This is a genomic window from Leuconostoc sp. DB-1, assembly GCF_013414845.1.
GTDB lineage: Bacteria > Bacillota > Bacilli > Lactobacillales > Lactobacillaceae > Leuconostoc > Leuconostoc mesenteroides.
In genome coordinates, this window is the sequence record NZ_JABFNJ010000001.1 from 389,418 (window position 1) to 402,149 (window position 12,732).

A 12,732-nucleotide genomic window follows, 5' to 3' on the forward strand; every position below is an offset into this window, starting at 1 on the left:
ATTTGCACTACAATCCCTACAACAGCTGTGATGATCATATAACGATTATGAAGGATTAGTCCAGCGATTAACAGTGCAGTTAATAGAAGGGTCAGAACAAATAACAATGAAAAGGGCACTATCATATTCTCCGATGTTTTTGCTACTGCTATTTTATCACAGATGGCCTGAGAAAAATCCAACGGAATATCGACTTTTATACAGTTATTGCGTCTGAAATAGCAAAAAGACTGCAATAAGAATATTGGTCAAACAAATAGATTATAGATAATTTATGTGAACATAAAGAAACGAAAAAAACAAAACAGTATTGTTTGAATAACAATACCAAAAGAGGTGATAATGATTGTTCCGCGGCTGCGAATTATAATTCCGACGAATAAAAAGTAATTAAACAGAGTGTTACGAATAAAATAAAAGTGTAAAGAAAAATAATTGTCATGATGACTCCTTAATGAGCTTAGTAAAAATTATATCAAATTCTGGAAAAGGCGTACACACTCGATTTTGAGAATAAATATTGACATAGACAAACCACCCACAGAAACGAGTGGATGGCATGTGACATTATTATGTAATTTGAATATTTAACGAGGATTAACTATAAATTAAATGACTAATTGTTTTCTCTATGATGGAAGATCAGCTGTTAAATATACAATGTAACTTTACTGTAAGTTGTTTACAAGCGCTTACATTTAAGTTATACTATATATGTAACATCAAATAAAGTTCAAGGAGGACATTATATGTCAGTTGAAGATAAGTTTGATAATGCTCAGGACAAGGTTGCTGGTAAAGCAAAAGAAGTTGAAGGCAAAGTTACCGGTGACAAGAGTCGCGAAGCACAAGGTAAAGCACAGGGACTTTTTGGTAAGGCGAAAGACAAGTTATCTGATGCTGCCGAAGCCGTTAAGGATTCTGCTGAAGATGCAGTTGATGCAGTCAAAGATGGCGTGGAAAAGTTGAAAAAATAATAAGTAAAACCGTCCGACTAACTCTTTAGTTGGACGGTTTTTGAATGACTTGCAACACACAAGCATTGACATTGCTTAACCTAATTATGGTTAAGTTCTTTTTTATGGTAAAATAAAAATATATATTTTACAGAAAATATTGAGAGTTGCGATGACAATTAATTATCCAGTCGGTACTCATCACGGTAAGACGTTAAAAAATAACACATTGCGTACCGGTAAAACAACTAAAAAGGTATTATTTGGTAAGCGAGGTATGGGTTTGGAAGATGAAATTAATCTTGCAAATGACTATTATCTTGCTAATCGTTTGGCAGTAGTTCATAAAAAGCCTACACCAATAACCATAGTAAAAGTTGACTATCCTGCTCGCTCTGCTGCCAAAATTACAGAAGCTTATTTTAAACAAGCCTCTACAACTGATTATAATGGTGTTTATCAAGGAAAGTATATTGACTTTGATGCAAAGGAAACAAAAAATAAAACGTCATTCCCTTTGAAAAATTTCCATGAACATCAAATTTCTCATTTAGCAAGTATTTTGTCCCAAGGTGGTATCGGGTTTGTTATCATCAAATTTACGAGTTTAAATGAGAATTATGTCTATCCTGCTAGCGAATTAATACAACAGTGGCAACATTTGAATGGCAAACAGTCGATTTCTTATCAAGAAATAGTTGATAAGAGTTTTGTTGTGCCTGAAAGTTTAAATCCGAGTTTGGATTATCTCACAGCTGTGGATAAAATGCTTGAAGCATTACATTAAATTTTAGGAGTTTTCAATAGTATGGCAAATGACAAAGCGAATCAATGGTCGCGTGTAAATCGTAATCATAAGATGTACGACCAATACCCTGCACAAGAACCACCACGTCCGCCAAAACCAAATGGTCCAAAGGGTAGTGGGCCCAGAAAACCAAGAAAAACTAAAAAGAAGCGTCGTTGGATATTAGCCATATTCTTATGGTTATTTACTCTTGGACTGATTGCTGGGCTTGCGGGAACAGCCTTGTTCTTCACTTATGCGAATGATGCACCCAATATTACAGAGTCGGATTTAGCTTCGGAAAACTCTACACAGCTCTTAGATTCTAAGGGGAATGTCTTTTGGAGCATGGCCACTCAAGATCGTGATTATGCTAATTCCAATGAAATACCCAAACAATTAAAGCAAGCTGTTGTTTCTATTGAAGATCGACGTTTTTACAAACATCATGGTGTAGACCCAATACGTATTGCCGGAGCTGCAATTTCCAATATTAAGGGTTCTTCTCTGGGGATGCAGGGCGGATCTACTCTGACGCAACAATTAGTTAAATTGTCCGTCTTTAGTACATCAACGTCTGACCAAACATTTAAACGTAAGGCGCAAGAAGCATGGTTAGCCTTACGTGTGGAGAAGAATTTTACTAAAAATCAAATTTTGACGTTTTATATGAACAAAGTGTACATGGGACACGGCGTTTACGGAATGAAAACAGCTTCAGAATATTTTTATGGTAAAGCGTTAACTGATCTTTCTTTGCCACAATTGGCTTTGCTTGCTGGTATGCCACAATCACCAACTTATTATGATCCCTACTTAAAGGACACCACGGCTGCAAAAGAGCGTCGTGACACAGTTTTGAAAGCTATGGTTACTTATGGTGCGATTACGTCAAAGCAAGCGACAGAAGCAATGAAAGTGCCTGTCAGCGATGGCTTACAAGATTTAAATGCCAAAACAGAGGCGGCTAATAGCACTCGTCAAGTTGCTGATGGGTACGCTTTATCAGTAATAACGGAAGCCAAAAAGCTAGGTTATGATACAACAAAAGCCGGTTTGAAAATCTATACTAATATGGATTCTAATTTACAACAATCCCTTTATGATAATGCCAATGATGGTTCTGTTACTTTTTCTAGTGATGACTTACAAATTGGTGCAACAATGACAGATCCAAATAATGGTCACGTTATAGCCCAAATTGGCGGACGTAATGTTAATACCTTGCAGGCACTTAACCGAGCAACCGGCAAGAACCGTTCATCTGGTTCATCAATTAAACCATTACTAGATTATGGGCCAGCAATTGAATACCTTAACTGGCCAACTTATCGAACAGTTGAAGATAAAAAATACAAATATAACGGTACAAACATAAGTGTTTACAACTGGGATAAAAAATACATGGGAAACATTACCATGCGTACGGCCTTAACGCAATCGCGAAATATTCCTGCAATCAGAACCTTAGAAGAGGTTGGTGGTTCAAATGCCGAGAAGTTTGTTAATGGACTAGGCATTACGACGAACTCAACACCGGGTGGTTCAATGGCCATTGGAATCGATGTTTCAACCGAACAGGAGGCAGCAGCGTTTGGTGCTGTTGCTAATGGTGGTGTCTATTACAAGCCAACTTATATTTCTAAAATTGTCACTGCAGATGGCACAACCCATAGCTACACATCAAGTGGCACACGTGCTATGAAGACCAGTACAGCCTTCATGTTAACTGATATGATGAAGGGTGTTATCAAGCCTAATGCAACCGCAGCAGATGCCGCAATTTCTGGGTTATATCAGGCTGGTAAGTCAGGGCTAGTAGCCTATGATGATAATGCTGGGATGCCTGATAAAGCGATATCGGATGCTTGGTTTACCGGCTATACAAAATCGTATACGCTCTCTGTATGGACTGGATTTGATGTTCCTAGTAAAAATTACATTCCTTGGACAGAGCAAGATTTACCGGCGCAGTATTATGCCAAAGTGATGGCTTATGCTATGCAAAATAAGTCAAATACCGATTGGACCGCACCAGATACAGTTACTGCTAAAGTGAAGGGAAATATCGTTGAATATGAAGTCAAAGATGCTTCTTGGAGTAACGGTGGACTGCCGAGTGTGAATTCCATTGCGCAATCTGGGGAAACTCCATCTGAAGCAGGAATTAGTGCAAACTCTGCTTCAACTGGTTCTACAACTGGCAACAATTAATTTAGAGTTTCTCGGTCTTGCTTTCATAGCAAGACCTTTTCTTATAGAGGAGAATATTATGCGACTTTGGGTAACGGGTTACCGAAGTTATGAATTAGGAACATTCGGTGACAAAGATCCTAAAATTAAAGTTATCAAGTATGCATTACATCAAACGCTAAAAGAACAAGTTGATAATGGATTGGAATGGGTTATCACAGGTGCCCAGCTAGGCATTGAGCAATGGACAATTGAAGTTGTTGCTGATATGAAGAAAGACTATCCGCAACTTAAATTGGCTGTAATGTTGCCTTTTAAACAGTTTGGCAGTCAATGGAGTGAGGATAATCAAGCCAAATTGCAGAAATTGATTGCACAGAGTGATTTTTCTGAGAGCGTATCCACTAAACCCTTTCAATCGCCTATTCAACTAAAAAATTACCAGAAATTCATGTTAGCGCACACAGATGGCGCATTGTTCTTTTATGATACGGAATTTGAAGGGAAGACAATATTTGATTTTCAAGTTGTTACAAAGTATCAAACGCAAACGCCGTATCCTCTTGTCCAAGTGGACATGTATCAGTTACAAGAGTATGCATCGGAACTTGAAGAAAAAATGAATGAAAACCGTTACGATTATTAGTATTAAAAATGCCTTGTAATTCATTAGAATTATTGGTAACATAGGATAAGTAAAAAATAATCGAGGTATAGCTTGTGGAACAAGTAAAATACACGCAAAAAGACATTTTGGAACGCGTCTTTAAGCAAAAACGTATGGGGGTCGGTTATGATCCTGCTGATGTTGACAGCTTTCTAGATGATATTATTAAAGATTATGGTGCATTTGGTAGCCGAGTTGAACAACTAAAAAGTGAAGTGGCTCGTTTACAAGTTGCTTTGAAAGATGCACAAGATCAACTAGTTGCTGTTAAACAGCAACAAAGTGTTGCACCGCAACAACCAGTTCAAACTGCTTCTCAACCTCAACCAGTTGAGGATCAAAGACAAGCAGCAGTCGCACAGCAAGCGGCAGTAACTAACTTAGATTTGATTAAGCGTGTTGCTAATTTGGAGCGTGTGGTGTTTGGTCGCGATCATAATAGTGCTGAATAAATAAAAAGATAATAATTTTTGCAAGTATCGGGTAATTGCGCGTTATATTTCTAACGTGAGGAAGGTCCATGCTCGTACACTCTGAGATGGGTGTAGTGTTTGTGCTGGGATAAAAAATAAACCCAGGAACAGTGATGTTACGGCAGTCGAAAGGGCTAAGGCTTAGGCTATGTCTGAATAGGCTCGAAGGTGCCATAGAAACGTATATGCTAGTGAAAGCTAGTATTTGAGACGAGGTAAACCCCACAAACGGGCAACCCAAACTTTTGGTAGGGGCGGCTGGCCTAGTGAAATGAAGCGATGGTCGGTATGGTTCGTTTGAACGAACTTAGATAGATGATTACCGAAGGTGTAATGTTACCTGCATTACACTGGAACAAAACATGGCCTATAGATACTTGTAACAGGTAGACTCGCTTCGGCGAGTTTTTTTGTATAAAAAATTTAGTTATTCAATATATTTTGTATATCTACGTTTTTTTATTGTATAAAAATTCAAATCAAGGTAAAATTAGTAATGTTGTTTCACATGAGGAGAAATTAAATGAATAGTATATTAAAAAAAATATCAATCGTGATAATGACGATTACAATGTTACTGCCATTGTTAGCAGTTTTGCCAACTCATGCTGATGCTGCGACTACGGATCCGGCCCTAACTAAAATCAAGAAAAAGGGTACGTTAGTAATTGGTCTGTCAGCAGATTATGCACCATTTGAGTTCCATGCTACGGTCAACGGACGCGACCAAATTGTTGGTTTTGATGTTGAGATGGCTAAAAAAATTGCTAAGGATCTTGGTGTTAAGCCTGTTATTAAGGAAATGGGATTTGATGGTTTAATCGGTGCCTTGCAAACTGGTAAAATTGATGTCATTATTTCGGGTATTAATGCCACACCAGAACGAGAAAAGGTAGTTGATTTTTCAAATTCATATATGAAGCCTTTGCAGACTGTAATGGTTTTGAAAAAAGATGCCTCTAAATATAGTGGCAACCTAAACTCTTTTTCTGGTAAGAAAATTGGTGTACAAAAACAAACTACCCAAGAAACTTATGCTCAAGAAAGTATGAGTGGATCAACAATAGTCAGTCTTCAAAAAGTTCCTGATTTGGTTGCACAATTATCTACTGGTAAAATTGCTGGAATCGTGCTTAATGAACCAATATCTAAAGCTTACACACAACAAAATAAAGCCTTTAAAATCATTTATCCAAAGCCTTCTTCTGGAGAAGGGGCAGTTTCAATCGCAATGCCTAAAAATTCTCCAGTCCTAAAAGCCAAAATTAACAAGTCACTTGGTAACATCATTAAATCAGGTGAATTGGAAGCTTATCAAAAAAGAGCTAATAAGCTAATGTTTGCCGATCAAAGCTTCTGGGCTAAGTATGGTAATTTGTTTGTTAAGGGAACATTGTTGACGCTTGCCTTAGCTGCAGTGGCGGTAGTTTTGGGTATTGTGCTTGGAACAGTCTTTGCCTTATTCAAGTTGTCTCCCAACGCCATTTTAAGAATTATTGGTAATGTTTATGTTGAGTATGTCCGTGGCACACCGTTGCTAGTACAAGCGTTTATGGTATTTTTCGGTACGCAAGTAATTGGCTTGAATTTATCAGCTTTTGCTGCTGGTGCTCTTGCAATGGGACTTAATTCAGCTGCTTATGTTGCTGAAATCATTCGTTCAGGAATCAACTCTGTTGACTTTGGACAAACGGAGGCTTCGCGCTCACTTGGCTTGTCAAAAGGCAAGACAATGCGATATGTCATATTACCACAAGCGGTAAAAAACATTTTACCTGCTCTAGGTAATGAATTTGTGACAATTATCAAAGAAGGTTCGGTTGTTTCTGTTATTGGTGTTGGTGAATTGATGTTCCAAACTGGTGTCGTTCAAGGAGCTAGTTTCAAACCATTTTTCCCATTAGTTATTGCATCACTGATTTACTTCGTTTTGACGTTTGGAATTAGTCGCTCATTGGGTTACGCCGAAAAACGTATGAATCGTAGTTCACGATAAGTTATTTTAATGCAAATAAAAAAGGACGCATCTGTCAATGATGCATCCTTTTTTGTTATTCAAATAATACACGAACACCTTCTGGAACTGTGAAGTCTTTTTGGAGTAGTGATAATTCGCCGGACTCGTCATCACGAGCGTACAATGATACATTGTCGGTATCTTGATTAGCAACCACCAAGAATTGTTCAGATTCATCCCAATTCATGTCTCTTGGGAACTCACCTTCAGTACTGATTAATTGAATACGTTCAATTTCAGATCCAAGATTGGTTGTTTTGAAGACTGCGACTGAGTTATTACCACGATTTGAAACATATATGAAGCGACCGTCTTTACTGATACGGATTGCAGCAGCTCCGTTATGTGCTGTCCAATCTGATGGTATAGTTGGTGCTGTCTGTACGTGTTCAAAAGAACCATCTTCACTGTTGTATTTCAAAACACTGAGTAGACTTGATAATTCGCCGAGGAGGTAAGCATATTGACCATCTGGCGAAAATCGAATATGACGAGGGCCAAAGCCATCTTCTGCTTTGAAATGAGCGGCTTCAGCTAGCTTGCCATTGTCTGATACGTCAAAAGTAATAACTTCATCTGTACCTAGATCAACTGCAACTAAACGGTTGTCAGGAGTTAAATTGCTAAAGTGAATATGTGAAGATCCTTGTTCAGGACGTGGACCTGACCCTTCATTTTGCCAAGTATCGGTTAACGTCAAATTACCATCATCATTAATTCGGTAAACTTCAACAGTTCCACGGTGATAATAACCTGCATAAACAAGTTGACGATCTTCATCAACACCAATATATGCAGGTGCTGAGCCTTCACTTAATTGTGCATCAATCTCAGCAAGGGGTCGAACGGAATTATCAAATGTAACAACACCACCTTGACCATCACGATTCTCAACCGCGTAGACTTTGTTGGCTTTTGATATTGCCAAATAAGTTGGATTTGTCAAACCCCCAACGAATGTGGAGTTTTGTAATAATTTTTTCTCTGTATCAAGCTCAGCTTCATATATACCTTTTGAAACGCGCTTTGTATACGTACCAAATAGAATTTTATAGACTGCCATTATATAGTAGCTCCTTTGAATGTCTGTTTTAATTATACTTGTATGTAAGCATTTACACAAATATAATTTTTAGCCTTATTTAATTATCACATCATCGTAAAAATATTGCAAAGTAACAGCCATTCGCAATTCTATGGTAAAATAATTACAATTGTATAGCATGAGAAGGGGCGTTTTTATGAAAAAACCAGAGCAACAGTCATGGTATAGTCGTTGGTTTTCTGGCAATGACTTGTTAAATGGTCTGATTGTAATTTTATTAGTTTTGCTAATCATTTTTTTGGCTTGGCAAGTACGTTTTTTGTTTGAACCAATTCGTGCATTATTTACGGCTGTCGGTGCACCTATAATGATAAGCGGTGTGCTGTATTATTTGCTGAGTCCGATTGTCGGTCTTCTGGAAAAATATGTGCATTTACCAAGAAACTTATCGATTGGTGTGGTCTTGATTGTCTTATTAGCTATCATTGGAGTAGCCATTGCTGCTATTGTCATGGTATTGCGCAATCAAGTCATTCAATTTATCGATAACTGGCCAAATTACTGGAAAACCAGCGAAGCTTTTATTAATGAGACCTTTGCCAGTGAACAATTTAAGTTTATCAGAGATTATTTGAATCATACGAATTCTGATCTTAATCAAAATGTATTAGATTGGAGCAAAAAATATTTGACAAGCGGGGTTGCAGGCATCAGTTCATTTGCATCAATCCTTACATCAATTGGTGTGACAATTGTTTCGACGCCGTTTATTCTTTATTATATGCTGTTAGATGGACACAAATTTTCGTCATTTGTTTCTAGTAAGTTTCCAAATAACTCACAACTATCAGTACGCTACTTATTAACGGAAATTAGTAAGCAAATCGCTCAATATATTCGTGGACAACTTGGTGTTGCACTCGCTGTAATGATTATGTTTTCCATAGGGTATACCATTATTGGTTTGCCGTACGGTATTTTATTAGCGCTGATGGCAGGCTTCTTTAACTTAATCCCGTATGTTGGATCAATTATTGCACAAGTGCCAGTTTTCACAGTTGCTTTGATTGCTGGTGGCCCAAAAATGCTAATATTAGCTATTATCGTGCTAGCTATTGAACAACCGATTGAAGCACATGTTATTTCACCAAAAATTCTCGGGGAGGCGTTATCAATTCACCCTGTTACTGTTATCGTTGTGTTATTGAGCAGTGGACATATTTTTGGTGTATTAGGTATTGTGTTAGCGGTGCCATCATATGCTGTAGCTAAAGTGTTTGTTACACACATCTATGATTGGTGGCGTGCAAACTCAGATTTATTTGAAGTAGAGGAAGTAGCTGAAAAATGACGAATCATATTGTTTTATTTGAACCTTTAATGCCTGCTAATACGGGAAATATTGCTCGTACGACTGCTGGAACTGATGCAGTCTTACATTTAATTGAACCGTTGGGGTTTGAACTTGATGACAAACACGTTAAACGTGCCGGGTTAGATTATTGGGATCATGTAAAGTTGGTGAAACACCCAAGCTTGCCTGATTTTCTAGACACTTTAGCAGAAACAGACAACTTATACTTGGTTTCTAAATTTGCTAACCAAGACTATACACAGCCTAATTACGCACAAAATGATACTGACAATTACTTCTTATTTGGAAAAGAAACCACAGGGTTACCAGAAGTATTTATGCGTCAAAATCCGGAGAAGGCTATTCGTATCCCACAGGATGATTCACATGTTCGTTCGTTGAATTTATCGAATACTGTCGCAATTGTGCTTTATGAAGCATTGCGCCAGCAATCTTTTTCAAATTTAGAAACAACTCACACATACGAGCAAGACAAATTGAAATAAACAGTTGACAGATATAAATTTCCCTGATAAACTAATATAGTTGTTTCGTTACAACGAACAAATATTGACCATGGCTCGTTGGTCAAGTGGCTAAGACGCTGCCCTTTCACGGCGGAATCGAGAGTTCGATTCTCTCACGAGCTACTAAAAAGCGCAACTCTGGTTGCGTTTTTTTGTGTTTAAAAATTAAATTTTTGAAATAGAGTTAAGCAAAGCTTAAGAATTTGATGTGAACATTTGTTCGAGTTTCAAAAATGATAAAATAAAGTGTTAGAATGAACTGACTAAGAGGTGGAACTTTGGCGACAAGAAAGACTACACAAAGACGGCGTACAACACGTGGTAAAAATAGTAAAAAAAAGAACCCTTTAGTTCAAAACCTATGCTTCTTGGGTGGTATTGTCTTAGGTATACTAGGTATATTTAAGCTTGGCATATTAGGGGTATTTATTGCTGACATTTTCCGTTTTTTCTTTGGAAACATGTATCTTGTGATTTTAATACCTATGACATTATTTTTAGGGTACTATTTTATTACTCGAAAAACACCCAAAATAGCAACTCATTTTTGGGTTGGCGCTTTTATGATGTTTATTGCTATTGAGACAATTTCATCATTGTTATTTTTTGAATACACACTCAAAAATGCAGATGGATATGTTGGCGAAGTGGTGCGGTTAATTGGTCAAGATTTTGTCAATCAATCAGCAAACACACCGGTTGGCGGTGGTATAATCGGCGCAGCATTATATCATCTACTGTTTATGTTAATGTCTAGCATTGGCACGTGGATTGTAACAATAATCTTATTATTCAGTGGTATTGCAATCTTTTTCCGTATTCCAGCTCGTGACATTGTTCAGCAAGGCGTTGAAAAAGCTCATGAAGGGTTACTCATATTCAGGAAAAACGAGCTAACGAAAAGCCAACCCGACAATCGCTTTTCAAACGTGATAGACACAAGAAAGATATTACTGATTATGGAGATGATCCATTAGGTGTGAGCCGTGATGATAGCTTGTCAACCGATGTTGTCCCTAAAATAGAAAAAGACGTCAATGCACCTAGTGTTCAAGAAAATTTCAATGAGCCTGAAATTAAATGGAATGGTCCTATAGCGCCTCAACCAACAAAAAAGTCTTCCAAAGAACAGGCCGAAAAGACTTCTGTTAGTGATAGCGAAGTTTCTACAGATATGTTGGAAAAAGAAAACCCGGATTACCAGTTACCAACTGCTGACCTATTAACGCAATTAGCGCCTACAGACCAAACAAAAGAGTTTAAAAGTTTAACCGACAAATCGCGTCTTGTCCATGATACGCTGCAAAGCTTTGGTGTTGAGGCGGAAGTAACCAGTGTTTCATTAGGACCTACGGTAACTCAATATGAGTTGAAACCAGGGCAAGGCGTTAAAGTAAATCGAATTGCTAATCTATCGGATGATTTAGCATTGGCATTAGCTGCAAAATCAATACGAATTGAGGCGCCAATCCCCGGTAAACCCTATGTTGGTATAGAGGTTCCTAATGATACTCAGGCAACTGTTGGATTCCGAGACATGATTGAGAATGCGCCATTTGATGATAATCCACTCAATGTGCCACTTGGCCGAGATGTAACAGGAAATATTGTCATGGCAGACTTATCGGCTATGCCTCATTTGCTTATTGCTGGATCTACTGGATCTGGAAAATCAGTAGGGCTTAATGGTATTATTGTATCTATCCTTTTGCGTGCAAAACCTAATGAAGTTAAATTAATGATGGTTGATCCAAAAGTTGTTGAGTTATCTATTTATAACGGGATACCACACTTGCTGACACCAGTTGTTTCGGAGCCCCGTAAAGCAGCGAAGTCTTTGCAAAAAGTTGTTGACGAGATGGAAAATCGTTACAAGCTTTTAGCTCAATTTGGAAAACGTAATATTAGTGAATATAATGCGGCGGTTGAAAAGCAGAATGCTGAAGCTAAGGAAACAGATCAGCCAATTATGCAACCAATGCCATATATTGTTGCTATTGTAGATGAATTCGCTGACCTAATGAGTACGGTGGGTAATGAAATTGAAGTTTCTATCGCGCGCCTTGGTGCTAAAGCTCGTGCAGCCGGTATTCACATGATTTTGGCTACACAGCGACCTGACGTTAAAGTGATTAACGGTACCATAAAAAGTAATATTCCTGGTAGAATTGCTTTTAGAACAGCTTCTGGAATTGATTCACGCACTATTCTGGACAGTAATGGTGCTGAGAAGCTGCTCGGAAAAGGGGATATGATTTTTGCACCGCCCGGTAAGCCGACACAACGTGTTCAAGGTGCATTTATTAGTAACACTGATGTGACTAATATTGTTGAATTTGTTAAGTCACAACAAGAGGTTCAGTATTCCGATGCAATGACTGTTACAGATGAAGAAATTGCTCAAGATAATTCGGAAAATGCTGATGGAAATAGTGATGATGAGTTATTCCAAGAAGCTTTGCAATTTGTTATTGAACAACAAAAAGCCTCAACATCACTGTTACAACGTCGTTTCAGGATTGGTTATAATCGAGCCGCTCGATTAATTGATGATTTGGAAGCAGGCGGTTACATTGGACCAGCAGACGGATCACGGCCAAGACACGTCAATATTTCAGATGGTAGCTCTGGGATAGAAAGTTAGCATTAGTTTCAAACTAAGTAGTATGATTATATTTTTTGAGTATAATTAAATGATTAAGCAAACAGGAGA

The 12,732-nt window shown here is 37.9% G+C and carries 9 protein-coding genes, 1 tRNA gene, 1 other RNA gene and 1 pseudogene; 11 read left to right on the forward strand and 1 reads right to left on the reverse strand.

The genetic code is table 11. From position 1 onward, the window contains the following. Nucleotides 1-749: 749 nt before the first annotated feature. From HFP47_RS01875 to HFP47_RS01905, 7 genes are all read left to right on the forward strand, one after another. On the forward strand, nucleotides 750-977 hold the full coding sequence (locus HFP47_RS01875) for a CsbD family protein (RefSeq protein WP_004164379.1): 228 nt from the start codon (nucleotides 750-752) through the stop codon (nucleotides 975-977). Between the two features lie 151 nt (nucleotides 978-1,128). After that, nucleotides 1,129-1,743, forward strand: a complete 615-nt coding sequence (gene recU / locus HFP47_RS01880) for a Holliday junction resolvase RecU (protein WP_011679457.1) — start codon at nucleotides 1,129-1,131, stop codon at nucleotides 1,741-1,743. 21 nt (nucleotides 1,744-1,764) lie between these two features. Continuing rightward, complete coding sequence (locus HFP47_RS01885; RefSeq protein WP_048592872.1) at nucleotides 1,765-3,957, forward strand: transglycosylase domain-containing protein; 2,193 nt, start codon at nucleotides 1,765-1,767, stop codon at nucleotides 3,955-3,957. Between the two features lie 58 nt (nucleotides 3,958-4,015). Then, nucleotides 4,016-4,582, forward strand: a complete 567-nt coding sequence (locus tag HFP47_RS01890; RefSeq protein WP_011679459.1) for a DUF1273 domain-containing protein — start codon at nucleotides 4,016-4,018, stop codon at nucleotides 4,580-4,582. 74 nt (nucleotides 4,583-4,656) lie between these two features. Then, nucleotides 4,657-5,055 carry a DivIVA domain-containing protein gene (locus HFP47_RS01895; RefSeq protein ID WP_004164370.1) on the forward strand — a complete coding sequence of 133 codons (399 nt, stop codon included), beginning with the start codon at nucleotides 4,657-4,659 and terminating at the stop codon, nucleotides 5,053-5,055. A 23-nt stretch (nucleotides 5,056-5,078) separates the two neighbouring features. Continuing rightward, nucleotides 5,079-5,451: RNase P RNA component class B (gene rnpB / locus HFP47_RS01900), an RNA gene on the forward strand. Between the two features lie 148 nt (nucleotides 5,452-5,599). After that, nucleotides 5,600-7,072 (forward strand): ABC transporter substrate-binding protein/permease, encoded by a 1,473-nt coding sequence (locus HFP47_RS01905; RefSeq protein ID WP_011679460.1) that lies wholly within the window; start codon nucleotides 5,600-5,602, stop codon nucleotides 7,070-7,072. Nucleotides 7,073-7,127: 55 nt separating this feature from the next. Here the strand turns inward: HFP47_RS01905 and HFP47_RS01910 are convergent, their stop codons facing one another. Continuing rightward, entirely contained in the window at nucleotides 7,128-8,156 is a 1,029-nt protein-coding gene (locus HFP47_RS01910; protein ID WP_048592873.1) for a lactonase family protein, read from the reverse strand. A 178-nt stretch (nucleotides 8,157-8,334) separates the two neighbouring features. Here HFP47_RS01910 and HFP47_RS01915 point away from each other — a divergent pair, with 178 nt between their 5' ends. The 4 genes and pseudogenes from HFP47_RS01915 (at nucleotide 8,335) to HFP47_RS01930 (ending at nucleotide 12,663) form a co-directional block, all read left to right on the forward strand. Then, nucleotides 8,335-9,489 carry an AI-2E family transporter gene (locus tag HFP47_RS01915; RefSeq protein WP_011679462.1) on the forward strand — a complete coding sequence of 385 codons (1,155 nt, stop codon included), beginning with the start codon at nucleotides 8,335-8,337 and terminating at the stop codon, nucleotides 9,487-9,489. After that, on the forward strand, nucleotides 9,486-9,998 hold the full coding sequence (locus HFP47_RS01920; protein WP_011679463.1) for a tRNA (cytidine(34)-2'-O)-methyltransferase: 513 nt from the start codon (nucleotides 9,486-9,488) through the stop codon (nucleotides 9,996-9,998). Before HFP47_RS01915 ends, HFP47_RS01920 begins: the two co-directional genes overlap by 4 nt. A 72-nt stretch (nucleotides 9,999-10,070) precedes the next feature. Next, nucleotides 10,071-10,142, forward strand: a tRNA-Glu gene (locus tag HFP47_RS01925). Nucleotides 10,143-10,297: 155 nt separating this feature from the next. Further along, nucleotides 10,298-12,663: pseudogene (locus HFP47_RS01930) on the forward strand (DNA translocase FtsK 4TM domain-containing protein). Nucleotides 12,664-12,732 lie beyond the last annotated feature (69 nt).

Excerpts from the sequence above, each read along its gene's own strand:
- HFP47_RS01890 (WP_011679459.1), top strand. The coding sequence starts at position 4,016 with ATGCGACTTTGGGTAACGGGTTACCGAAGTTATGAATTAGGAACATTC.
- HFP47_RS01910 (WP_048592873.1), bottom strand. The coding sequence starts at position 8,156 with ATGGCAGTCTATAAAATTCTATTTGGTACGTATACAAAGCGCGTTTCA.
- HFP47_RS01920 (WP_011679463.1), top strand. The coding sequence starts at position 9,486 with ATGACGAATCATATTGTTTTATTTGAACCTTTAATGCCTGCTAATACG.
- HFP47_RS01885 (WP_048592872.1), top strand. The coding sequence starts at position 1,765 with ATGGCAAATGACAAAGCGAATCAATGGTCGCGTGTAAATCGTAATCAT.
- HFP47_RS01915 (WP_011679462.1), top strand. The coding sequence starts at position 8,335 with ATGAAAAAACCAGAGCAACAGTCATGGTATAGTCGTTGGTTTTCTGGC.
- recU (WP_011679457.1), top strand. The coding sequence starts at position 1,129 with ATGACAATTAATTATCCAGTCGGTACTCATCACGGTAAGACGTTAAAA.
- HFP47_RS01905 (WP_011679460.1), top strand. The coding sequence starts at position 5,600 with ATGAATAGTATATTAAAAAAAATATCAATCGTGATAATGACGATTACA.
- HFP47_RS01875 (WP_004164379.1), top strand. The coding sequence starts at position 750 with ATGTCAGTTGAAGATAAGTTTGATAATGCTCAGGACAAGGTTGCTGGT.